The organism is Gordonia sp. ABKF26, assembly GCF_041103195.1.
Classification (GTDB): domain Bacteria; phylum Actinomycetota; class Actinomycetes; order Mycobacteriales; family Mycobacteriaceae; genus Gordonia; species Gordonia terrae.
Map to the genome: position 1 here is coordinate 2,644,327 of NZ_JBGCVZ010000003.1, position 23,603 is coordinate 2,667,929.

Annotated in this window: 20 protein-coding genes; 18 read left to right on the forward strand and 2 right to left on the reverse strand. The window is 69.0% G+C overall.

All coding sequences use genetic code 11. The annotated features are described in order from the left end of the window. Positions 1-2 precede the first annotated feature (2 nt). From ftsW to AB4Z55_RS12445, 15 genes are all read left to right on the forward strand, one after another. Positions 3-1,940 (forward strand): putative lipid II flippase FtsW, encoded by a 1,938-nt coding sequence (gene ftsW / locus AB4Z55_RS12375; protein ID WP_369519809.1) that lies wholly within the window; start codon positions 3-5, stop codon positions 1,938-1,940. Between the two features lie 101 nt (positions 1,941-2,041). Next, positions 2,042-3,229 (forward strand): undecaprenyldiphospho-muramoylpentapeptide beta-N-acetylglucosaminyltransferase, encoded by a 1,188-nt coding sequence (murG, locus tag AB4Z55_RS12380; protein ID WP_369519810.1) that lies wholly within the window; start codon positions 2,042-2,044, stop codon positions 3,227-3,229. A gap of 109 nt (positions 3,230-3,338) precedes the next feature. After that, positions 3,339-4,901, forward strand: a complete 1,563-nt coding sequence (murC, locus tag AB4Z55_RS12385) for a UDP-N-acetylmuramate--L-alanine ligase (protein WP_369521007.1) — start codon at positions 3,339-3,341, stop codon at positions 4,899-4,901. After that, the gene (locus AB4Z55_RS12390; RefSeq protein WP_064571809.1) at positions 4,898-5,599 is read left to right on the forward strand and encodes a cell division protein FtsQ/DivIB; all 702 of its coding nucleotides are present in this window, start codon (positions 4,898-4,900) and stop codon (positions 5,597-5,599) included. The genes murC and AB4Z55_RS12390 overlap by 4 nt, the downstream gene beginning before the upstream one ends. Positions 5,600-5,929: 330 nt before the next feature. After that, positions 5,930-7,096, forward strand: coding sequence for a cell division protein FtsZ (ftsZ, locus tag AB4Z55_RS12395; RefSeq protein ID WP_004021229.1), 1,167 nt, complete (start codon positions 5,930-5,932; stop codon positions 7,094-7,096). Positions 7,097-7,104: 8 nt separating this feature from the next. Further along, the gene (pgeF, locus tag AB4Z55_RS12400; RefSeq protein ID WP_369519811.1) at positions 7,105-7,875 is read left to right on the forward strand and encodes a peptidoglycan editing factor PgeF; all 771 of its coding nucleotides are present in this window, start codon (positions 7,105-7,107) and stop codon (positions 7,873-7,875) included. Positions 7,876-7,900: 25 nt separating this feature from the next. Next, positions 7,901-8,668 carry a YggS family pyridoxal phosphate-dependent enzyme gene (locus AB4Z55_RS12405; protein ID WP_369519812.1) on the forward strand — a complete coding sequence of 256 codons (768 nt, stop codon included), beginning with the start codon at positions 7,901-7,903 and terminating at the stop codon, positions 8,666-8,668. Positions 8,669-8,781: 113 nt separating this feature from the next. Beyond that, positions 8,782-9,501 (forward strand): cell division protein SepF, encoded by a 720-nt coding sequence (locus AB4Z55_RS12410; protein ID WP_369519813.1) that lies wholly within the window; start codon positions 8,782-8,784, stop codon positions 9,499-9,501. A 56-nt stretch (positions 9,502-9,557) separates the two neighbouring features. Further along, positions 9,558-9,899: a YggT family protein gene (locus AB4Z55_RS12415; protein WP_004021225.1), complete on the forward strand. Its 342-nt coding sequence runs from the start codon at positions 9,558-9,560 to the stop codon at positions 9,897-9,899. 322 nt (positions 9,900-10,221) lie between these two features. Further along, complete coding sequence (locus tag AB4Z55_RS12420; RefSeq protein WP_004021224.1) at positions 10,222-11,037, forward strand: DivIVA domain-containing protein; 816 nt, start codon at positions 10,222-10,224, stop codon at positions 11,035-11,037. Positions 11,038-11,070: 33 nt separating this feature from the next. Then, a complete protein-coding gene (locus AB4Z55_RS12425) occupies positions 11,071-11,931 on the forward strand; it encodes a hypothetical protein (protein ID WP_369519814.1) in 861 nt (286 codons plus the stop codon). A 356-nt stretch (positions 11,932-12,287) separates the two neighbouring features. Then, positions 12,288-15,431 carry an isoleucine--tRNA ligase gene (gene ileS / locus AB4Z55_RS12430; RefSeq protein WP_369521008.1) on the forward strand — a complete coding sequence of 1,048 codons (3,144 nt, stop codon included), beginning with the start codon at positions 12,288-12,290 and terminating at the stop codon, positions 15,429-15,431. A 198-nt stretch (positions 15,432-15,629) separates the two neighbouring features. Beyond that, positions 15,630-16,541 (forward strand): RNA polymerase subunit sigma-24, encoded by a 912-nt coding sequence (locus tag AB4Z55_RS12435; RefSeq protein ID WP_369519815.1) that lies wholly within the window; start codon positions 15,630-15,632, stop codon positions 16,539-16,541. A 234-nt stretch (positions 16,542-16,775) separates the two neighbouring features. Then, the gene (locus AB4Z55_RS12440) at positions 16,776-18,185 is read left to right on the forward strand and encodes an SLC13 family permease (RefSeq protein ID WP_369519816.1); all 1,410 of its coding nucleotides are present in this window, start codon (positions 16,776-16,778) and stop codon (positions 18,183-18,185) included. Between the two features lie 26 nt (positions 18,186-18,211). After that, a complete protein-coding gene (locus AB4Z55_RS12445) occupies positions 18,212-18,904 on the forward strand; it encodes an aspartate/glutamate racemase family protein (protein WP_369519817.1) in 693 nt (230 codons plus the stop codon). A 40-nt stretch (positions 18,905-18,944) separates the two neighbouring features. Here the strand turns inward: AB4Z55_RS12445 and AB4Z55_RS12450 are convergent, their stop codons facing one another. Continuing rightward, on the reverse strand, positions 18,945-19,637 hold the full coding sequence (locus AB4Z55_RS12450) for a TetR/AcrR family transcriptional regulator (RefSeq protein WP_369519818.1): 693 nt from the start codon (positions 19,635-19,637) through the stop codon (positions 18,945-18,947). 116 nt (positions 19,638-19,753) lie between these two features. Here AB4Z55_RS12450 and AB4Z55_RS12455 point away from each other — a divergent pair, with 116 nt between their 5' ends. Beyond that, the gene (locus AB4Z55_RS12455; RefSeq protein ID WP_369519819.1) at positions 19,754-20,209 is read left to right on the forward strand and encodes a nitroreductase/quinone reductase family protein; all 456 of its coding nucleotides are present in this window, start codon (positions 19,754-19,756) and stop codon (positions 20,207-20,209) included. 49 nt (positions 20,210-20,258) lie between these two features. After that, positions 20,259-21,794 (forward strand): DNA polymerase IV, encoded by a 1,536-nt coding sequence (locus AB4Z55_RS12460; protein ID WP_369521009.1) that lies wholly within the window; start codon positions 20,259-20,261, stop codon positions 21,792-21,794. Between the two features lie 56 nt (positions 21,795-21,850). Here AB4Z55_RS12460 and AB4Z55_RS12465 read toward each other — a convergent pair whose 3' ends face one another. After that, complete coding sequence (locus tag AB4Z55_RS12465; RefSeq protein WP_369519820.1) at positions 21,851-22,834, reverse strand: asparaginase; 984 nt, start codon at positions 22,832-22,834, stop codon at positions 21,851-21,853. A gap of 279 nt (positions 22,835-23,113) precedes the next feature. Here AB4Z55_RS12465 and AB4Z55_RS12470 point away from each other — a divergent pair, with 279 nt between their 5' ends. After that, the gene (locus AB4Z55_RS12470) at positions 23,114-23,593 is read left to right on the forward strand and encodes a hypothetical protein (protein WP_369521010.1); all 480 of its coding nucleotides are present in this window, start codon (positions 23,114-23,116) and stop codon (positions 23,591-23,593) included. Positions 23,594-23,603: the final 10 nt, after the last annotated feature.

Below are 23,603 nucleotides of genomic sequence, written 5' to 3' on the forward strand. Positions count from 1 at the left end.
CGATGGGCAGCCGGACCCCGGCCCCGGACGACGAACCCGCCGACGACACATCCGGTGCCGCCGGCGTCGAGGACGTCGACGCCGGCACGGGTGACAAGGCCGATCGACCGGGTACCGGGCGCGCGGCGGGCAGCAGTTCGCCGACGAGCGGGGCGCTGGGCCGGTCCACGGGTGCGGCGGCCGCGACCGCCGCGTCGGTCCCGGCGATCGTCCTCGACGCGATCCGCAACCTGCTGGCCCGGCCTCTTGCGTCGTATCAGCTCATCCTCACGATGTCGTTCCTGCTCACCGCATTCGGACTGGTGATGGTTCTCTCGGCATCGTCGGTCGAGGGCTACTCCAAAGAGGGATCGGCGTATGGACTGTTCACCACCCAGGTGATCTTTGCCCTGCTCGGCCTCGTGGTGTTCTATCTGATGCTGCGCGTGCCGGTACGGCTGCTCCGCCGGTTCGCCGCCCCCGCGATGTTCGTCGCGGTCGTGCTGCTGGCGCTGGTCCTCATTCCCGGCGTCGGCACGCTCAGTCAGGGCGCACGCCGCTGGTTCGTCATCTACGGCCTGTCGGTGCAGCCGTCCGAGCTGGTGAAGGTCGCGCTGTGTATCTGGGGTGCGCATCTGCTCGCCTCGCGCCGGCGCGACAACGCCTCGCTGCGCGAGTTGCTGGTGCCACTCGTCCCGGTGGCCATGCTCGTCTGCCTGCTGATCATCCTCGAACCGAACCTCTCGACGACCATCACCATCGCGATCATCGTCGGTGCGCTGCTGTGGTTCGCGGGTCTGCCGATCAAGGTCTTCGCCTCGTTCGCGGTGTCCGGCATCGTTCTGGCCGTGATCCTCGCCCTCGCCGAGGGGTACCGGTCCCAGCGTGTGATGAGCTTCCTCGGCAACGTCGACGACCCGCAGGGCGCCGGCTATCAGGCCCGCCAGGCGACCTACGCACTGGCTAACGGCGGGGTCTTCGGCGTGGGTCTCGGCCAGTCGAGCGCCAAGTGGAACTATCTGCCGAACGCGCACAACGACTTCATCTTCGCGATCATCGGCGAAGAGCTCGGGCTTCTCGGCGGCCTCATGGTCGTGTTCCTCTTCGTCGTCCTCGCCTACATCGGGTTCCGGATCGCGCACCGTTCGACCGATCCGTTCCTGCGCCTGATGTCGGCGACCATCACGGTGCTGATCATCGCGCAGGCCTTCATCAACATCGGCTACGTCATCGGACTGCTGCCGGTGACCGGAATCCAGTTGCCGCTGGTCTCGGCGGGCGGCACGTCGACACTGACCGTGCTCGCGATGCTGGGGTTGCTCGCCAACGCGGCCAGACACGAACCCGAAGCGGTGGCGACGCTCACCGGCGGATCGCCGAGCCGCGTCGCGCGGTGGTTGCGTCTCCCGACGCCGGTGGCCTACCGGCAGACGCGGGCGGAGTCGCTGCGCGACCGACTGGACCAGCGTCGCGCCGGGGGGCCGCGCGTGGCCGCCGCGGCCCACGGTGGTCGAGGACCGGCGTCGCGTCGCCGGCCACCGAGTGGACGCGCGCCGTCGGCCGACGCGGGTCGCGCCCGCCGGCGGTTCCCGCTGCCGTGGAAGCGCGCCGCGACGACGCAGCAGGCCCCGCATGACGATGGGCGAGCGCGCCGGTCGGCTCCTCGAGGCGGCACGACGACCTGGGGCGCCCGATCGACGGCCACCGGCCGTGCCGGCGGTCCGACGGGGCGGGCCCGACCTGGGCCGACTCCGCGCGGCGGCGTCGACTACGGTGTCGGGTATCGGGGGAGCGGGCGGAGTGCGCGCGGCGCCGGGAGCGGAGCGAGCGGGCCGTATGTCCGCGGCGCCGGGAGCGGAGCGAGCGGGCCACATCCGCGCGGCGCCGGGAGCGGAGCGAGCGGGCCGTATGTGCGCGGCGCCGGGAGCGGAGCGAATGCCCGTGGCGCGGGTCGCCGGTGACCGGTGGGGTCCCCGCGGGTGCCGGAGTGCGACCGCCCCGACCCGTCGGGCATGGGTGCCCGGCTGACATGACCAGAGGCTGAAATGGAGTGACGACGCCGGTGAGTTCGGGTGCAGTACACGCTGATTCGACCGGGCGGCCGACGGGCCGTCCGTTGTCGGTGGTCGTCGCCGGTGGCGGTACGGCCGGTCACATCGAGCCCGCCCTCGCCGTCGCCGACGCGGTCAGCCGCATCGATCCGACCGCCCGCATCACCGCCCTGGGCACCAGGCGGGGCCTCGAGGTCGATCTGGTCCCGGAACGTGGATACGACCTGCAGCTGATCCCGCCGGTGCCGTTGCCGCGAAAACCCGGCCTCGATCTGGCGCGTACCCCCGGTCGTCTGCTCGGTTCGGTGGCCGCCACCCGCAGGGTGCTCGACGACGTGGATGCCGACGTGGTCATCGGCTTCGGTGGGTACGTGTCGGTGCCCGCATACCTGGCGGCACAGATGCACCTGCGGCGGCGCAACAGGATCCCGATCGTCATCCACGAGGCCAATGCCTCGGCGGGCATCGCCAACAAGGTCGGTGCCCGGTTCGCCGACCGCGTCCTGGCGGCCGTCGACGGCTCCGGGCTCGACGCGACGGTCGTCGGCATCCCCGTCCGCGGTGTGCTCGCCGAACTCGACCGTCCGGCCCTGCGAGCCAAGGCGCGACACTACTTCGGACTCGACGACGACGCGCCGACGCTGCTCGTCTTCGGCGGCTCGCAGGGTGCGCAGCGACTCAACGACGCGGTGTCGGGCGCGGCGGAGACGTTGGGCAGGTCCGGTATCGGCGTGTTGCATGCCTACGGCCCCAAGAACTCGATCGATCCCGCCGTCGTCGACGGCGCGCCGCCGTACCGTGCGGTCGGATACCTCAAGCGGATGGATCTCGCATACGCGGCCGCCGATCTGGTGATGTGCCGCTCGGGTGCGATGACCGTCGCCGAGGTGTCGGCGACCGGACTACCCGCGATCTACGTCCCGTTGCCGCACGGAAACGGCGAGCAGCGGTTGAACGCCTTGCCCGTCGTGGAGGCGGGCGGGGGACTGCTCGTCGATGATTCGACGGTCGACGCCGAGTGGGTTGCCCGCGAAGTGCCGGCATTGCTGACGGATTCGGTGCGGCTGAACGAGATGTCGGTCGCCGCAGCGGGCACCGGACACCGGGACGCCGCCTCGGCGGTGGCCACCGCGGCAATCGAACTCGCGCAGGATTTCCGTGCCGGGCGCCGGAGCGGGAGGTCACGGCGTGAGCGATGAGACGGTGAGCCACGAGACGGTGAGCGACGAGACGGTGGACCACACGACGGAGAGCGACGTGTCGGCGTCGGCCCAGGGGGCGCTGCCCGACCAGTTGAGTCGCGTGCACATGGTCGGAATCGGCGGCGCCGGGATGTCGGGACTCGCCCGGATCCTGCTGGCCCGCGGTGGTCAGGTCTCCGGGTCGGACGCCAAGAACAGCCGTGGCATCCTCGAACTCCGCACCCGTGGCGCCCGCGTCCAGGTCGGGCATGATCCGTCGGCACTCGACCAGATCCCCGGCGGCCCGTCGGTCGTGGTGACCACCCACGCCGCCATTCCCAAGACCAACCCCGAACTCGTCGCGGCACGCTCACGCGGCATCCCCGTGCTCCTGCGCCCTCGTGTGCTGGCCCAGCTGATGGCGGGCTATCGCAGCCTGCTGATCGCGGGGACCCACGGCAAGACGTCGACGACCTCGATGGCCGTCGTCGCACTGCAACATGCCGGAACCGACCCGTCGTTCGCGATCGGCGGCGAGCTGAACGAGTCGGGGACGAACGCCCACCACGGCGGCGACCCCATCTTCGTCGCCGAGGCCGACGAGAGTGACGGCTCGTTGCTGGAGTACACACCCGACGTCGTCGTGGTCACCAACATCGACGCCGACCATCTCGACTTCTTCGGTTCTATCGAGGCCTATGTCGAGGTGTTCGACCGGTTCGCCGCGCGGATCACGACCGGCGGGTCACTCGTCGTGTGTCTCGACGACCCGGGGTCGGCAGCGCTGGCCGGCCGCGTCGCCGAGCCGCTCACCGCGCGGGGGGTCGAGGTCCTCGGTTACGGACGCGGGACGCACGCCGCGCTGGCGCCGACCGTCCCGAACGTCGCCACCATGCTGTCGTGGGAGCCGCGCGGCGTCGGCGGAGCGGCCACGGTCCGGTTCACCGCACCGTTGTGCCCGGACGTGGAGGACCGTCAGCTGACCCTTCCGCTCCCCGGAGAGCACATGGCGCTCAACGCGATCGCCGCGGTCATCGGTGCGGCTCGGACCGGCACGCCGGCCGGCGCGGTGGCCACCGACATCTCGGACCGGTTCGACGGCATCGTGGCCGGGATCGGTTCGTTCGGTGGCGTCCACCGGCGCTTCGAGTTCCGGGGACAGCGCGGCGGCGTCGAGGTCATCGACGACTACGCCCATCATCCGACCGAGGTGCGTGCCGTGCTGTCGGCGGCGCAGGACATGGTCTCCGCACGCGGCGGGCCGGGCGCGGAGCGCGGTCGGGTCATCGCCGTGTTCCAGCCGCATCTCTATTCGCGCACCGTCGAATTCGCCGACGACTTCGCCGCCGCCCTGGACCTCGCCGACACGGTCGTGGTCGCCGACGTGTACGGGGCCCGCGAGGCCCCGATCCCCGGGGTCAGCGGGCGCACGATCTCGGACAAGCTGACGGTGCCGGGCATCTTCGCCCCGGACCTCTCTCGGCTGGCCGCGCAGGTCGCCCGGCTGGCGCGGTCCGGCGACGTCGTCCTCACCCTGGGAGCGGGCGACATCACCATGCAGGGGCCGGAGATCCTCGCCGCGCTCGCCTCGGCGTCGACGACCGGCGACGCCGCCGACGGCGCGGATCCGGCCAGATCTCCGGCCGACGCACCGGGGGAGTCCGGCGACCGGACGGGGCGGGTGTCGTGATCCGGTGGCCGGAGCGCCGCCGGTCCCGCGTGCTGCTCGGCACGCTCATGGTCGTCGCGATGGGGGTCGGCCTGGTCTTGATCGCCTATCTCACCCCGCTGATGTCGGTGCGCGGCACCGATGTCCGGGACAACGGATCGATTCCCGCGGACGAGATCCTGCGCGTCGCCGCGGTGCCGTCGGGCACCCCGCTGCTGCAGGTCGACACCCGGGCGGTGGCGCAGCGCGTTGCCACGATCCCGTCGGTCGAGTCGGCGCGGGTGCAACGGAGCTATCCGTCGTCGCTGACCATCACCGTCGTCGAGCGGGTGCCGGTCGTGATCGTGAACAACGGCGACGACGTCCACGTCCTCGACAAATCCGGTGTCGCGTTCCTCGACTACGACCGCACGCAGGGGGTCCCGCCCGAGGTGCTCAAGCTCCCGGTACTCGTCACCCCCAATCCGGGACCGGCGGACCCGACCACCCGGGAGACCATCGCGGCGGTGGCGGGACTGCCCGAATCGCTGGCGCGGCAGGTCATCCGGGTGACCGCGACCTCGCCCGTCGACATCGAGTTCACCCTGTCCGAGAAGCGCACCGTCGTGTGGGGTGACAGCGACCGGGGCGCCGAGAAGGCCCGCACGCTCACGCACCTGCTCACCCGCAAGGCGACGATGTACAACGTGTCGAGCCCCGAATTCCCGGCCTATCGGTGACCGCCCGGCGGGTCCGGGCGTTCCCGGGTTCGCCGGCGTGGCCGTGCGAACCCGCCGCTGACGGCGCGGTCACCCCCGAGTACGAGTGAAAAGCCGCGGATTCCGGGGCAATTCGGGTGCGACTTCCCGACACGCCGAGGGCGGATCTGGATACCGGCGCCCTCGATGCCTAGCGTCATGACCACAACGAGTTACTTGACATAACTCTAAATCTATGGTTCAGGTTTAGGGTTTGTCGCCAGCGGGACGCGGACCGGCCGGTCCACACAGACACATCACGACGAGATCGCGACTCACCACGAGGTCGATCCACACAAGGAAGGCGAGCGCATGACGCCACCGCACAACTACCTGGCCGTCATCAAGGTCGTCGGCATCGGCGGTGGCGGCGTGAATGCCGTCAACCGGATGATCGAGCAGGGACTCAAGGGAGTCGAGTTCATCGCGATCAACACCGACGCCCAGGCGCTGTTGATGAGCGACGCCGACGTCAAGCTCGACGTCGGGCGTGACTCGACCCGGGGTCTCGGCGCGGGCGCCGACCCCGAGGTCGGTCGCCGCGCCGCCGAGGATGCACGCGACGAGATCGAGGAACTCCTCAAGGGCGCCGACATGGTCTTCGTGACCGCGGGCGAGGGAGGCGGTACCGGTACCGGTGGCGCACCCGTGGTCGCATCGATCGCGCGCAAGCTCGGCGCGCTCACCGTCGGTGTGGTCACCCGTCCGTTCGCCTTCGAGGGCAAGCGTCGCGGCGGACAGGCCGAGGCGGGTATCACCGCCCTGCGCGAGTCCTGCGACACCCTCATCGTCATCCCGAACGACCGTCTGCTGCAGCTCGGCGACGCGCAGGTCAGCCTGATGGACGCGTTCCGCAGCGCCGACGAGGTGCTCCTCAACGGTGTGCAGGGCATCACCGACCTCATCACGACGCCGGGCCTGATCAACGTCGACTTCGCCGACGTCAAGGGCGTCATGAGCGATGCCGGCAGTGCACTGATGGGCATCGGTTCGGCTCGTGGCGAGGAGCGGGCGCGCAAGGCCGCGGAGTCCGCGATCAACTCACCGCTGCTCGAGGCCTCGATGGAGGGCGCCCGTGGTGTGCTGATCTCGATCGCCGGTGGCAGCGACCTGGGTCTGTTCGAGATCCACAACGCCGCGACCCAGGTGCAGGAGGCTGCGCACGAGGACGCCAACATCATCTTCGGCACGGTGATCGACGACAACCTCGGCGACGAGGTGCGGGTCACGGTCATCGCGGCCGGCTTCGACGGCGGTTCGCCGAAGAAGCGGGCCGACGTGCCCGCCGCCGCGGGACGCTCCGCGGTCGGTCAGGGCCAGGCCGGTGCCGTGAACTCGCCGCCGAAGAACGATCCGCTGTTCGGCGACATGCCGAAGGGTGCGGGTGATCCGTTCGAGCAGGAGCAGGAACCGCCTCGTCGGAACACCGTGCGGCTCGATGACGACGACGTCGATGTGCCGTCGTTCATGAAGCGCTGAGCCCCCGGATGCGGGTGCGTCGTGTCATCACCACCCGTGCCGGCGGGGTCTCGGTGTCTCCGTACGATTCGTTCAATCTCGGTGATCACGTAGGGGACGATTCGGAAGCGGTGGCGGCCAACAGGATCCGGCTGGCCGAGCAGATCGGCGTCCCGGCCGGGTCGGTGGTGTGGATGGAGCAGATCCACAGCCGCAACGTCACCGTGGTCGACGGACCGGTCACCGAGCCGGTGCCGGTCACCGACGCGCTGGTCACCACCACACCCGGGCTCGCCCTCGCGGTGCTGTCCGCCGACTGCGTCCCGGTACTCCTGAGCGACGACGAGGCCGGTGTGATCGCGGGGGTCCATGCGGGACGTGTCGGCGCCCGGATCGGCATCGTGCCGGCCACGCTGCGTGCCATGGTCGACCTCGGGGCCCGGATCGGGTCGATCGGTGCTTTTCTCGGTCCGGCCGCGAGCGGCGACCACTACGAGGTGCCCGCCGCGATGCAGGCCGATGTCGAGAAGCACCTGCCGGGCAGCGCCGTGCGCACCAAGAAGGGCACCGCGGGCCTCGATCTGCGCGCCGGTCTCCGGCGGCAGTTGTTGGACGCGGGAGTGGCCGGTGTCGCGGTCGATCCGCGATGCACGATCTCCGATCCGAGCCTGTTCAGCCACCGACGCGGGGCGCCCACAGGACGGCTCGCCTCGGTCATCTGGATGGACCCGGACACCGACGAGACCCACGAGACCCCCGAGACTCCCGGGAGCGGAGCCGGCGGGCCGCTCGGGGAATGACCCCGGTGGCGAGAAGGATGGGGACATGACCGGGTCATCTGATGCGCGCACCGTCGAACTGGGGGACCGGCTGGCGGCAGTGCGTCGTCGCCTCGACGCGGCGGTGGAGTCCGCCGGTCGCCCGGCGGGCTCGTGCGAACTGCTCGTGGTGACGAAGTTCTTTCCGGCGGACGACGTCCGCAGGTTGTTGCAGCTGGGCGAGCGTGCGTTCGGGGAGTCGCGCGAACCCGAAGCCGGACGGAAGGTCGCCAGTGTGCTCCGGGACTGGGAGCTGGGCGACTGGGAGTCGCCCGACCTCGACGACGTCCCGGTGTTCGACATGATCGGCTCGGTGCAGTCCAAGAAGGCGCGCTCGGTCGCACGGTGGGCGCGCGCGGTGCACTCCGTCGACCGTCCGAAGGTCGTCGACGCACTCGAACGTGCCGCTGCCGCGGCGCTCGACGACGGCGAACGCGCCGACCGACTCGGCATCCTGCTCCAGGTCAGCCTCGACGGCGATCCGCAGCGCGGCGGTGTCGTCGAAGCCGACCTGACGAGTCTGGCCGAGCAGGTCGTCGCCGCGCACTCGCTGCGCTTGCGCGGGCTGATGGTCATCGCTCCGCTGCATGGCGACCCCGCGCACTGGATGGCCGAGACGGCACGTGTCCACGAGGCGTTCCGGGTGCGGTTCGACGACGCCGCGGAACTGTCGGCAGGCATGTCCGGAGACATGGAAGCGGCGGTTGCCGCGGGCTCGACATGCGTGCGTGTCGGAACCGCGATCATGGGCGAGCGGCCGCTAGTCTCTCAGTAATCACATTGGTAACACCAGAACCAAGTGACACAAGAAGCGCAAAGAACTCACTGACAACAGATGCACCACCCGGCACGGCAGCAACCGGCGTCGCACTACCAGAGAGGCCGTCAATGACCACGATGCAGAAGTTCAAGGCTTACTTCGGCATGGTGCCGCCCAGCGAGTACGAGGACGACTACCTCGAGGAGTCGGCCCCGCCGCTGCGTGAGCGGTCGCGTGAGCGTGCCTACCGTGACGACTACTACGGCGACTCGTCCTTCGACCCCGGATACGAGCCCTCGTTCCGCGATGCGGGTTACCGCGAGGAGATGGCCTACCGGGATGAACTGGCCGACCGCCACTACGACGCCGGCTACGAACTCGCCCCGGAATATGCGGCGGAGTTCGCCTACGCCGCGCCCCGCGCATCCGGCGACGGCCCGATGCGGGCGCCGGCGCGCCTCGAACCCCTCCAGCGCTCGTCGAGCGCCGCGCTGCGCGCCGCCGCCGCACCGCGGTCGAGGGGCGCGGACCCGCGCGTCGAACTGGAACGCGTCTTCGCCGACAGCCCGCTGCAGAAGATCACCACCCTGCGGCCGTCGGACTACAGCGAGGCGCGCACCATCGGTGAGCGGTTCCGTGACGGCAACCCGGTCATCATGGATCTCGTCGACATGAGCAACGACGACGCCAAGCGACTCGTCGATTTCGCCGCGGGCCTCGCGTTCGCCCTCCGCGGGTCGTTCGACAAGGTCGCGACGAAGGTGTTCCTGCTGTCGCCCGCCGACGTCGACGTGTCGCCGGAGGACCGCCGCAAGATCGCCGAGACGGGTTTCTACAACCACTCCTGACCGGCGTCGGGGACCTCGGTTCGTCGCCGCGCGCCATGTTCAGGCACTCTTGACGCGTGGCTGCGATTCTGTTGAGCGTCTTGTATTACATCCTGCTGATCTTCTGGTTGCTCCTCTTGGGCCGCCTGGTCGTCGAACTGGTCCGAACCTTCGCCCGCGAGTGGCGTCCGACCGGCGTCGCGGTGGTCGTGATCGAGATGGTCTTCACCGTGACCGACCCCCCGATCAAGGCCCTGCGACGTGTCCTCCCGCCGATCCCGCTCGGCCCCATCCGGCTCGACCTGTCGCTCATGATCGTCATGCTCGTCGTGATCATCGGAATGAACATCGTGAACGGTCTGCGTGCCGACGCCCTGGCCGACTCGCTGGCGATCGCCGCTCATCTCGTCCGTCCGTGATCTCCGCCCCGCCCGCGAACGGGCGCGCACCCGGCGGAGCGTCATTCGTCGACACGCGCGCCGCGACGCGCGGGTACCCCGCGATAGGGGAATGGTCTACCGTTGTAAGTCATCTTCGGATGACTGTTTCATTTCGACAGTGCATCGAAGAGATGCGACCAACGGTTCGCGTGTGACAGGATTGGACGCCAGTTACGATTTTTGACTGGTATGAATAGTTAGTGACAACCTGGATTGGTCGAACGACCCATCGTCGCGCGACCCGGGTTGGACGGCCCGCCAACTGAACACAAGTTCACCACCAGACACGAGGGGAACCGACATGCGGCTGACTCCAGCTGATGTGCACAACGTCGCGTTCAGCAAACCGCCCATCGGTAAGCGCGGTTACAACGAGGATGAGGTCGATCAGTTTCTCGACTTCGTCGAAGCCGAGCTCGCCCGGCTGATCGAGGAGAACACCGACCTGAAGCAGCGCGTCGAGGAGCTCGAGGGAGAGCTCGCCGATGCCCGCTCCGGTGCCGGCTCCTCGGCAGACGACCGGACCCAGATGTTCGCCAAGCCCGCTGCGGCTCCCGAACCTCCCGCCCCGGCGCCGACGCCGGCCCCGCAGGCGACCAACGACGACGCCAACGTGCGCGCCGCCCGCGTGCTCGCACTGGCCCAGGACACCGCGGACCGTCTGACCGGAAGCGCTCGCGCGGATGCCGATGCGATGCTGTCCGACGCTCAGACACGGGCCGACACAATGGTGTCCGAGGCGCAGACGAAGTCCGACGCCATGCTCGCCGACGCCCGCCAGCGGTCGGAGGCCATCCTGGCCGACGCGCAGACGCGATCGGAGGCGCAGCTGCGCCAGGCGCAGGAGCGTGCGGACGCGCTGCAGAGCGATGCCGAGCGCAAGCACAGCGAGATCATGGGCACGATCAACCAGCAACGCGGTGTTCTCGAGGGTCGGATCGAACAGCTCAAGACCTTCGAGCGCGAGTACCGGACGCGTCTCAAGACCTACCTGGAATCGCAGCTCGAGGAACTCCAGCAGCGTGGCAGTGCGGCTCCCGTCGAGGGTGGCCGGCCCGATCAGTCGTTCTCGAACGATCCGGGTAACGGTGGATTCAGCAGCTACTCGCCCAGCTGATCTGGACCATTCGGTGCGCACTAGGCTGGTGATGTGCTGACCTTGGCCCTGGCCGCGACCCTTCTCGGGTTCGTGCTGCTCATCCTCGGCCTCATCACCGGGACCGTGTGGCTGGCCGTGGCCTGCATCGTGGTCTGTCTCGTCGGCCTCGGATTCCTGCTGGTGGATGTGTTCGCCGGCAGCAAGGGCGAGGCGGGTCGGTCGCTCGAGGACATGGTCCCGGGTGCTGGTCGCGACCCGGCCGACTCCGATGCCGAGCGCGAGCCGACAGACGATGTGGCCGCGGATGCGCCCACCCGTCGGTATCCCGGGCCCGGTGCCGTGGATTCGGTCGATGACGGTCCGGACGCCTACCGGCCGGGGTCGTTCGAACCCGGGATGGCCGCTCCGGAGGGTTCCGTGCCCCCCGGTCGCCCCGCGCCGGAACGTCGCGAGGGAAATCTGGCGGATTACCTGCGGTCGGTCGGCGCCGACGCGCCGAGCGCGGACGATCCCGTACCGAGCGCAGCACCCGACGACGTGCGCGCCCCGGGGGGATCTCCTGGCCTCCAGCCGCCGCCGACTCCGCCGCGCTACGCATCGCCGCCTCCGGGCACGGTCCCGCCTGCCCAGCAGTCCGGTCGGTTCGGACCGCCGCCGTCCGCGCCACCGCAATCGCCTCCTCAGCCCGGGCAGCCGCAGGGATGGGGGCGCCCCCCGACGTCACCTCCATCGGGCCGGCGCCCGTTCGAGCCGGCGCAGTCGGGGTGGGTCCCCCAGGACGTGCCGGGCGGCGACACCGCCGGACCGGACGACTGGTCGACGCCTCCCGAACGCCCCGACGATTCCGGGTCTCGCCGTCGGCGCCCGGATTTCGACCCGCTCGATCCGAACTGGCATCCGCCTGCTGACTGACCCGCTGGCGGGCGCGTGGCGGGTGCCGTCGAACCCGTTGGCCCGACCGGACAGGTCGTCGCTACACTGGGTCACGCGTCGATCCGGCCATCACCGGGGAGCACCCGGAAGAACAGGACCCTCGGGTCCTCAGTAGAACCGGGCGGGTGTGGCCCGTCACAGCCGCAGGATCACCCCGGCTACTCGCCGTGGCGGTTCGACGAGTGGCGCCGGGTCCCCGGTGCAAGCGGGGTGGTACCGCGCAGACCTCCGGAATGCGTCCCCGTGCCGATGAGACATCACCAGGCACGAGGAGACCAGCCGTGAGCGACGCGACCGACCCCGCCCAGAACGCTCGGGTGTACCCGAAGGTCGACATGACCGGGGGCACCGGGCGCAGCGCCCCGGACTTCCCGTTCGTGGAAGAGCGGGTGCTGCAGTACTGGGACACCGATTCCACCTTCGCCGCGTCGATCGACAATCGAGCCGACGCCGAGGAGTTCGTCTTCTACGACGGTCCGCCCTTCGCCAACGGGCTGCCTCACTACGGCCACCTGTTGACGGGTTACGTCAAGGATCTGGTACCGCGGTACCAGACCATGCGCGGCAAGAAGGTGGACCGCCGATTCGGCTGGGACACACACGGTCTGCCCGCCGAACTCGAAGCCGAACGCCAGCTCGGGATCACCGACAAGTCGGAGATCGAGAAGATGGGCATGGCCAAGTTCAACGAGTACTGCCGCGACTCGGTGCTGCGCTACACGGGGGAGTGGCGGGACTACGTGACCCGCCAGGCGCGCTGGGTCGACTTCGACAACGACTACAAGACCCTCGATCTCGACTTCATGGAGTCGGTGATGTGGGCATTCAAGGCCCTCTACGACAAGGGGCTCATCTACCAGGGCTACCGCGTGCTGCCGTACAGCTGGTACGAGCAGACGCCGCTGTCGAACCAGGAGTCCAAGCTCGACGACGCCTACCGGATGCGGCAGGACCCGGCGGTCACCGTCACGATGCCGCTCTCGGTACCCGACGGTCCGCTCGCGTCGCTCGACGGTGTCAATGCGCTGATCTGGACGACGACGCCGTGGACGCTGCCGTCGAACCTGGCGATCGCGGTCAATCCCGATGTCACCTATGTGCACGTCCGGGCCGCGGATGGTCAGGAGTACCTGCTCGCCGAGGCGTTGCTCGGTGCGTACGGGAAAGAGCTGGCCGATCCCGAGGTGGTCGGTACGCATCGGGGGGCCGAACTCGAGAACCTGTCGTACACACCGCCGTTCGACTTCTTCGCCGGGCATCCGAATGCGCATCGGGTGTTGCTCGGCGACTACGTCACCACCGAGAGCGGTACCGGCGTCGTGCATCTCGCCCCGGCTTTCGGTGAGGAGGACATGGACCTCGCGACGGCCAACGGCATCGAGGTGGTCCAGCCTCTCGACCCAGGTGGGCGTTTCACCTCGCAGGTCCCGCCGTACGAGGGCCTCATGGTGTTCGACGCCAACCCGGTGATCATCAAGGACCTCAAGTCCACCGGGCGGATCCTGCGGCACGAGACCATCGAGCACTCCTACCCGCACTCGTGGCGGTCGGGGCAGCCGCTCATCTACATGGCGGTGCCCTCGTGGTTCGTGGCGGTCACGCAGTTCCGCGACCGAATGGTGGAGCTGAACAAGCAGATCACCTGGGTGCCCGAACACATCCGAGACGGCCAGTTCGGCAAGTGGCTCGAGGGTGCTCGCGACTGGAACATCAGCCGCAACCGGTATTGGGGTGCGCCACTACCGGTCTGGGTGTCCGACGACGCCGAGTTCCCGCGGATCGACGTCTACGGTTCGCTCGACGACCTCGAACGCGACTTCGGGGTGCGGCCGGACAATCTGCACCGTCCGTTCATCGACGACCTCACGCGCCCGAATCCCGATGACCCGAGCGGGAAGTCGACGATGCGGCGGGTGCCCGAGGTCCTCGACTGCTGGTTCGAGTCGGGCTCGATGCCCTTCGCGCAGGTGCACTACCCGTTCGAGAACCGGGACTGGTTCGACGGTGGTGACTCCGCGAATGCGCCGGCACACAACCCGGGCGACTTCATCGTCGAGTACAACGGGCAGACACGCGGCTGGTTCTACACGCTGCACGTGCTGGCCACCGCGCTGTTCGATCGCCCAGCGTTCAAGACGGTTGCCGCGCACGGGATCGTGCTCGGGGACGACGGCCAGAAGATGTCGAAGTCGAAGCGCAACTATCCCGACGTGAACGAGGTCTTCGACCGCGACGGCTCGGATGCGATGCGGTGGTTCCTGATGGCCTCACCCATCCTGCGCGGCGGCAACCTCGTCGTCACGGAGCGGGGAATCCGCGAGGGCGTCCGGCAGGCTCTGCTGCCACTGTGGAACGCCTACAGCTTCCTGCAGCTCTATGCCGAGCGACCCGCGGTGTGGCGCACGGACTCACAGCATGTTCTGGACCGCTACATCCTCGCGAAGCTGGCGACGACCCGCGACTCGATGACCGAGGCCCTCGACATCTACGACATCGCGGGGGCGTGTGATGCGTTCCGCGAGTTCGTCGAGTCGCTCACCAACTGGTACGTGCGGCGGTCCCGCGCGCGCTTCTGGGCGGGCCAGGACGAGGACACCGACGCCTTCGACACGCTCTACACCGTGCTCGAGGTGGCCTGCCGGCTCGCCTCACCGCTGCTCCCGCTGGCCACCGAGGCGATCTGGCGGGGTCTCACCGGCGAGCGGTCGGTACACCTGACGGACTGGCCGACGGGCGACGAACTCCCGGCCGACGCCGACCTGGTGACGGCGATGGATCAGGTCCAGGCGGTGTGTTCGACGGCGTCGAGTGTGCGCAAGGCCAACAAACTGCGCGTCCGCCTGCCGCTGTCGGGACTCACGGTGGCCTCGTCCACCGCGGAAGCACTCGAACCGTTCGTCGACCTGATCAAGGACGAGATGAACGTCAAGGCGGTCACGCTCGCCACCGATGCCAGCGCATACGGCCGGTACGAGATCGCGGTGAACGCCCGGGCCGCGGGTCCGCGTCTGGGCAAGGACGTCCAACGTGCGATCAAAGCGGTGAAGTCGGGCAACTGGACGGTGAGTGAGGGTGCCGACGGCTCCGAGGTGGTCGTCGCCGACGGCATCGAACTGCGCGAGGGCGAGTTCAGCCGCCGGCTCGTGGCCGTCGAGCCCGATTCGACCGCGGAGCTGCCGGGCGGGAACGGTCTGGTCGTCCTGGACACCGCCGTCACGCCCGAACTCGAGGCCGAGGGATGGGCGAAGGACCGCGTCCGCGAGTTGCAGGATGCCCGGCGCACCCTGGGTCTCGACGTCTCCGACCGGATCACCGTGCGGCTCGTCGTGCCCGCCGAGCGACTGGACTGGGCGCGGACGCATGCCGATCTGATCGCGGGCGAAGTGCTCGCGGTGCGGTTCGACGTCACGGGCGACGGCGACGCCGGCAGCCTCGAGCTCGGTGACGGCGTGACCGCCGACGTGGCGAAGGCGGGTTGATGCGAGCCGGGTGAACCGCGCCCGCTGGATTCGGTCCGGCGGCCGGAGTGATCCGGGACGGGATTGCTGCACTTCCTTCGAGGGGGTGCAACGTCACGTACCGTGTGGTCACTTCCGCGACCGGGGAAGGCGCGGACCCGGCGGCATCGGAACCTCCTTCCGACGTCACCGCCCGACCCATGCAGGAGGGCCGACTCGATGACCGGCACAGATGTGGATCCCCGCACGACACACCACGCTGCGCTCGGACCGCTGCTGTTCACCGTGGCCTACGAGATCCTCGGCTCGGCCGTCGATGCGGAACACGTTGTGCGGCAATGCTTGTGTCAGAGCCCGCCCGGCCCGGGGGAGGTCGGGCCCGGGGACGCCCGGACGCATGTCACCGCGCTGGTCGTGCCGCGAGCGGTGGATGCGCTGGCTGTCCGTCGACGCGCCGCGGACGGTTACGTCGGGCCGTGGCTGCCCGAGCCCATCCGGTTGGACGATGACGCCATGGCCGATGGGGTCCTCGCCGAGGCGGTGTCGACCGCGCTGCTCGTGGTCCTCGAAGAACTCGAGCCCGAGGCCCGCGCGGTGTACGTCCTGGGCGAGGTGTTCGGATTCGGCGCCGACGCGATCGCCACGATCCTGTCGCCGACGTCGGGGGACGTGGAGCGGATCGCGGAACGGGCCCGATCCCTCGTCGAACGTCGGCGCCCCCGGTTCGATCCGGTGGACCGTGCCCGCGCCGCGGAGATCGTCGATGCATTCCTGTCGGCGGCCGAATCTGGTGACGCCGGAACCCTGTTGACCCTCATGACACCCGACGTGGTGCTCACCTCGGACAGCGACGGCAAGACCACGGCGGTCCGCCGGCCCATGTGTGGTGCGCCCGCGGTCATGCAGGTCCTGTCCGGATTCGCCCGGATCGGTGCGGTGCTCGACGACTATCGCGCCGAGTTCGCGATGTTCAACAGTCAGCCGGGAATGATCCTGCACTTCGACGGCCGGTTGCAGACCGTCCTGACCCTCCGCGTCGTCGACGGTCTGATCGCCGACATCTACGTGATGCGCAACCCCGACAAGCTCGGTGGGGTGGAGTGCTCCAGGCTCGTCACCCGCTCGATCTGAGGCAGCGGGCAACCGGGTAAAGAAATCCCTAGTGCGGCTAGGCGATCTACCGATGGCATATACGTCGGCAACTGCCTTATTGTCGGAAATGTCGTGATCGCCGTACCCGTGGTCGAACGCATCGAGGCGTTGTGAGAGTGGGGCGACACTCTTCGAAGACGGCATTTTCCGAAGGCGGCATTCTCTGAACCGTTCCACATTCCGCGGGTACGGCGACGACGTATCAGCGGGGCGTTGTTCGGAATCTTCGCGAATGGCGGCTTTTTCACCGACGGAACGATTGGAAATGGGTTTTCGATGACTGTGCAACTCACTGCGCTGCTGCTTTTCGTGGCGGTGTTCATACTGGCCGGGTGGCGGAAGATCCATGCCGGGGCGGTTGCGTTGGTGGGCGCATCCATAGCGGGCATCTTCGTCGCGGGCATGTCGGCGAAGGAGGTCCTGCAGGGATTTCCGGTGAACCTGTTGATCCTGCTGGCGGGGGTCACGTTCCTGTTCGGATTGGCTCAGGTCAATGGAACGATCGACGCCATCATCGATCGGTCGGTCTCCCGATACCACGGCAAGGCATATCTGATGCCCCTGGTTTTCGTCGCGCTGTCGGCGATGATCTCCGCGATGGCGGCGACAGCCGCCATCGCGATCATTCCCATTGCCATGCAGATTGCGCGCCGATACCGAATCGATCCGATGCTGATGAGCGTGTCGGTCGGAGCAGGTCTGACGGTGGGAATGTTCGCGCCGTTCGGGCTCTTCGGCTTGATCACGGCCGGCGTGGCGGAGGAGGCCGGAATCGGGTTGAACGGACTCGTGCTGTTCGCGATCGCGGTAGCGGTAAACAGTGTTCTGGTCGTAGCTGCTTACATCCTCTTCGGCGGCCGCGCGCTGTACCGTGAGCGCGCGAGCGTCTCTGACGACGACGGTGAACCGAGCCTGGTGGGTGCGGCGGCACGCACAACCGCTGTCGGCAACGAGCAACCGGTCCGCGAAGTGCGCACCGGAGCGTCCGGCGTACGCGAGGAGCGGGCCCCGTTCACCGCGATGCAGAAGCTGACCCTCGGCGCGATCTGTGTGTTCGCGGTATCCGTCATCGTCATCGAGGCGCTCGACATGACGGTCGACATCGGCTTGACGTGCTTCGCATTCGCCGTATTGCTGCTAACGATCGATCCGACGCCGAATCGTGAGGCACTCGCGAAGATCGACTGGTCCACCATCTTGCTGGTCGGCGGAATCATCACCTTCGTCAGTGTCTTGCAAACCATCGGAGCAACCGACCTGTTGAGTGATGCGGCAGCGGAGGTCGGTTGGCCGTTGCTGTCGGCGTTCATCCTGTGTGTGGTCGGTGGACTGGTCTCGGCGTTCGCTTCGACCACCGGCACGCTGGCCGCCATCGTCCCGTTGGCGGTTCCACTTGCAGCAACCGGTGAACTCGCCGGGTGGGCTGTGATCGCCTCACTCGCCTTGTGTTCGGCGCTGGCAGACGTCGCTCCGTTCTCGACGGTCGGCGCCACAATGGTGTCCACGGCTCCGCCGTGGCCCGGCAAGGCGATCCACACGCGATTGTTCGCCTGGGGAGCGGCGATGGTGGTGGTCGGGCCGGTGCTGTTCACGATCTTCCTCCTGCTGCCTACATCCCTGTGACACAACAGGTTCAGAGTGAGAGTCACATGACACAACCATCGCCACTCCGCGTCGGGATGATCGTTCCACCAGCGGCTGACCAGGTCCCTCCCGAGGCCGAGACGCTGTACCCACAGGACGTGGAGTTCATCGCCCGTGGACTCGGCATCAGTGGTGTGAGTGTCGACGGATTCGACGAGGCCTTGAACCGGCTTCCGGGTGCAGTGCATTCGCTGCGTTCGGAGGGCGTGGACGTGATCAGCCTCATGGGGACGTCGATCAGCTTCTACAAGGGGCACGAGGGCCACCGCCACCTGCGAGATCGTCTGCGCGAGCTCGCCGGCGACATTCCCATCACGACGATGGCCACGGCCGTGATCGACGGACTGCGGTCGGTCGATGCACAGCGCGTCGTCGTAGGTGCTGCCTACACCGACGACCTGCTGGACCGGCTCGTGGTGTTCCTCGCCGAGGCGGGCTTCGAGGTGGTCGGTAGCGGCGGCCTCGACCTCAGTGAGGTCGACCGAGTGCTGAGCACTGACACCGGCACGCTGGTGGATTTCGGTACGCGGCTGATCGAGTCCGCGCCCCGGTGTGACGCGGTCCTGGTGTCATGCGGCGGGCTCCGGACGCTGGAGATGACAGACGTGCTCGAGGATCGCTTCGGCATACCGGTGATATCGAGCGCGGTCGCGGGGTGCCACGATGCGGTCTCGGTCGCGAGGTCCGGGCGGTACTGATCGCGGCTTCCCGCCGACCCGGTGCCGCACCTGTGGGACCTCAGGCGAACAGTCCCGACAGCGTCTGTTCGATCTGGAGCCGGAACAACTGCTGGGGGTGTGCGAAGGTGTCGGCCCCGTACTGGCCGAAGGTCTCCAGGCTGATCGCGCCCACGAGCACCGCCCACAGCGTGGTGGCCGCGGCCAGGACCGCGGCCGGGGTGTCGAGGTCGAACTCATCGCGGATCGCGTCCATGTCCGCGGCGACATCTGTTGTCGGAGAGGGGAGATCGGGGCGTAACCGGCCTTCGTGATGGGCGGCGACGCACTCGCGGAGAAGCCGGACGGGGATGCGTGTGCCGGGACCGATGGTCCGTTCGCCCGGTGCGGAGTAACCGGGCACCGGACTTCCGTAGATCAGTGCCCATCGGGCGGGGTCGGCGAGCGCCCACCTTCTCGCCGCCCCGGCCGCGGCCGCGAGTCGTTCGCGCCGGTCGGCGGCGTCGATGGAGTCGGCCGCGGCATCGACCGCGTCGGCGACGTCGGTGTAGGCCTCCACCAGGAGCATGGTCAGCAACTCGTCGCGGCTCGGTACGTACCGGTACACCGCGGAGGAGACGACGCCCATGTCGCGGGCGATGGCGCGCAGCGAGAGCCCGGCGGCCCCGTAGGTGGTCAGGTGTTCGCGTCCCAGCCGACGGATCTCGTCGGTCATCATCGCGCGGTTCTCCGCGCGGCTGCGTCCGGTGGCCATGGCGACGATCCTGCCACAAATCGAGAGCGGTGCTCTTGATCTTCCGGAGGCGAGTCTGCATACTTGAAACGAGAGCACCGCTCTCGAATGCTGGACACCTCGACGAAAGGCTGATCATGACCGCGACTGCCCACTACAAGGCCCCGAGTGGATTCGACGCCGTCGTCAATCGCGCCGTCCGCTGGCTCGCAGACCGCGGTGTCGATCTCGCCGGGGCGCAAACGCTCACCGTCGCCGGTCGGCGGACGGGCAAGCCACAGCGCGTGCCCGTCAACGTGCTGCGGCTCGAGGGAGCGGACTACCTCGTCGCCGTCCGCGGCGACACGCAGTGGGTGCGGAATGCGCGGGCGGCCGGGACGGCCGAACTGCGCCGCGGCCGGCAGCGGACCGTCGTGGCCCTCACCGAAGTCGACCCCGCGCTCCGTCCGCCGGTCATCCGTGACTATCTGCGGCGCTGGGGGTGGGAGGTCGCGCGCTTCCTGCCCGCGGGTCTCGAGGTCTCGTCGTCGGACGACGAACTGGCTGCGCACGCCGAACTGATCCCCGTCTTCACCGTCACCGCTGCTCACTAGACTCGGTGAGGTGTCACGTCCCGAGTCCGAACCGCCGCAACGTCGCGGTGTGGTGTCGGAGCACCCCGGGACCTCGGCGGGCGGACAGGGGCCCGAACGCAGCTCGCGCTGGGTGATGCACCTCGACATGGACGCGTTCTTCGCCTCCGTCGAACAGCTCACCCGGCCGACTCTGCGCGGCCGGCCGGTCCTCGTCGGCGGGTCCGGCGGACGCGGGGTGGTCGCCGGGGCCAGCTACGAGGCCCGCGTGTTCGGTGCCGGGTCGGCGATGCCGATGCACCAGGCGCGTCGGCTCATCGGTCCGACCGGTGTGGTCATCCCGCCACGCGGCTCGGTGTACAGCACGGTCAGCAAACGGGTCTTCGGCATTGTGCGCGAAGCGGTTCCGATCATCGAGACACTGTCGTTCGACGAGGCGTTCGGCGAGCCGGCCGAGCTCGTGGGGGCGACGGTCGACGAGGCCCGCGATTTCGCCGAGTTGCTCCGGGCCCGGATCCGGTCCGAGGTGGGACTCGCCGCGTCGGTCGGACTCGGAAGTGGCAAGCAGCTGGCGAAGATCGCCTCGGGTATGGCCAAACCCGATGGGGTGATGGTGATCCCGCCGTCGGGGCAGCTCGACTTCCTGCATTCGCTCCCGGTGCGCAAGTTGTGGGGCATCGGGCCGGTGTCGGGTGATCGCCTGGCGCGTCTGGGCATCGTGACCATCGGGGACCTCGCGGCGATGTCGCCGGTCGAGGTCGCCTCCGTCCTCGGCGGTACCGTCGGGCCCGCCCTGCATCGTCTCGCGCACGGCATCGACGACCGGCCCGTCGCCGAACGTGCGTCCGCGAAACAGATCAGCGCCGAGTCGACCTTCGCCGAGGACATCGTCGAACTGGATGCGCTCCGTCCCGCCATCCGCAAGGCCGCCGTCGACGCACACCGCCGATTGCGCGCCGACGGACGGGGCGCGCGCACCGTGGTGCTGAAGCTCAAGAGATCCGACATGTCGATACTGACGCGCTCGGCGACCACAGCCACGGCCACCACCGACTTCGACGATCTCGAGCGCACGGCGCAGCGACTCGCCCTCGACCCCCGGTCGGTCGGCGCCATTCGTCTTGTCGGCGTGAGCTTCTCGGGCCTCACCGCGGTCCAGCAGTACGCCTTGTTCGACGATGTGTTCGCGGAGGGGGCGGGCGGTGTCGAGACCACCCACCACGACACGGCCGAGGGCGACGCCGCGGATGCGGACCGGATTGCAGTGCCTCTGCCGGAGGTCGGCGCCGAGACGGCCGACCCGGTGGTCGACGGTGTCGGCGCGGCGCTCGCCGCACCGGTGACGGACTCGCTGTCCGCACCCCCACGATTCGCGCCGGGTGGCAATTCGATGCCGGTCGGACGATTCGGGCCGGGCGCCGATGTGACCCATCCCGATCATGGACACGGCTGGGTCCAGGGCAGCGGACACGGAGTCGTCACCGTGCGGTTCGAGACGCGGACGAGCGGGCCGGGACGCACCCGCACCTTCGGCGTCGACGACCCCGAGCTCCGTCCGGCGAACCCACTCGACAGCCTCGAGTGGGATCTCCCGCACGACGACTGACCCGCGCGTACGGGCGACGGGTGGCACCCGCTGTCAACCGATGCCGGCGGCGCTCCTCAGGGGTGTCGGCCGACGAAGAAATCCGTGATCGCATCGCGATCGTGGCCCGCGGTCACCAGGGCGATCAGGGCCATGCGAGCCTGCGGGGCGCGCAACCATGGCGACACGATCGCGCCGGCCCGACACAGATCGACGGCACCGCCGCCCCCGCCGTAGGTCGCCGACACCTCGCCGTAGGGGACCCGGCTCGTCACGACGACGATCACGCCGCGCTGCACGGCGAGGGCCACCTCCGCGGTGATGTCCGGGTGGGTGTTGCCCGCCCCGGTGGCCGCCAGGACCAGCCCCGCGGCGTTCTGGGCGACGGACGCGGCGATCAGACCCGGCGACACGCCCGGGTAGAGGGTGAAGGCGTCGACCCGTGCCGTCCGCCCGACCGGCACCGGTCCCGTCAGGACCCGTCGCGGGAGCGGCGGGTCGTTCGCTGGACCGGCGGCCTGCACGGTGTCGAAGGCAGCGAGGGCGGTGGTGGACACCTTGAACAGACCGCGTGCGGGTAGCAGCCGACCGCCCAGGGCCACGAGGACGCCCCGACCGCGCGCGGCCGGATCGACGACCGCGGCCAGCGCGGCGCCGAGGTTCGCCGGACCGTCGGCCTCCGGGGAGTCGGACGGCAGCATCGCGCCGGTGAACACGACCGGCCGGTCGTCGGCGGCATACAGGTCGGCGAGGAACGCCGTCTCCTCCATCGTGTCGGTTCCGTGTGTGACCACCACACCGCGGACCGCCGGGTCGGTGAGCGCGTCGGCGATCGCGCGGACCACCGCGAACTGGTCGGCGACCGTCATCGCCGAGCTGTCCACCGACATCAGATCGACGGTGCGGATCGCGGGTCCCGTGTCGGTTGTGCCGGTGACGGACAGGAGTTCGGCGGAACCGAGTGCGGGGACCGCGCCGTCGGCGGTGCGGTGGGCGGCGATGGTGCCTCCGGTGCTGATCAGCACGATCGCGGGGGTGCCGGTGGGAGGGGTGCCTGTCATGGTGCCCAAGGGTCACCGGAACCCGACCGGCCCGTCAAGCGTTGCCTGCTCGGCGCCGCCCCGGACTGCCGGACCGTCGGGGGTGTCGTCGGTACCGGGGACCCACAGTGCTCGTCGTTTGGCATAGTGGTGTGGGCCGTCGCCGGGTCGTACCCGGCAGACACGTCCGGCATCGCGGTACGAGTAGCGCCCACCGGCGCACCCCATGCCCGAGAACAGTGAGGGAGATCGTTGAAGTATCGGAAATTTCTGGGCGCGACCATGATCGCGGCAGCGTTGATGACCACCGTCGCGGCCTGCGGGAGTGACGACGCCGACGCACCACCAGCACCGACGCTCACCAGCACCGACACCGCAGCCGCCGGCGGCGATGGCTCCGAGATCACCGACGGCAGCAACCCGCCGTCGATCGCGGCCCTCAACGAGCTGGTCGACAAGGCGGTCGACCCGGACGTCCCGCGCGCCGAGAAGGTCGAGCTCGTCGAGGGATCGGAGAAGGACCCGGCGATCTTCGACGAGCTGGTCAAGGCGCGTGCCGAGAACTCCGACGTCGACTGGGTGCTCGTCAACCCCGTGATCAGCGCCGGCCCCAACAAGGCCCGCGTCAAGGTTCGGATCGAGACCGCAGGCAACCCGCCGACCAACGCCGAGTCGACCATCGTCTTCGACGACGGACGCTGGAAGCTCTCGAACGAGACCGTGTGCAACCTCCTCGGCCTCTATCAGGTCGAGAGCGCTATGTGCGCCCCCGCGAGCTGACTTCCGTCCG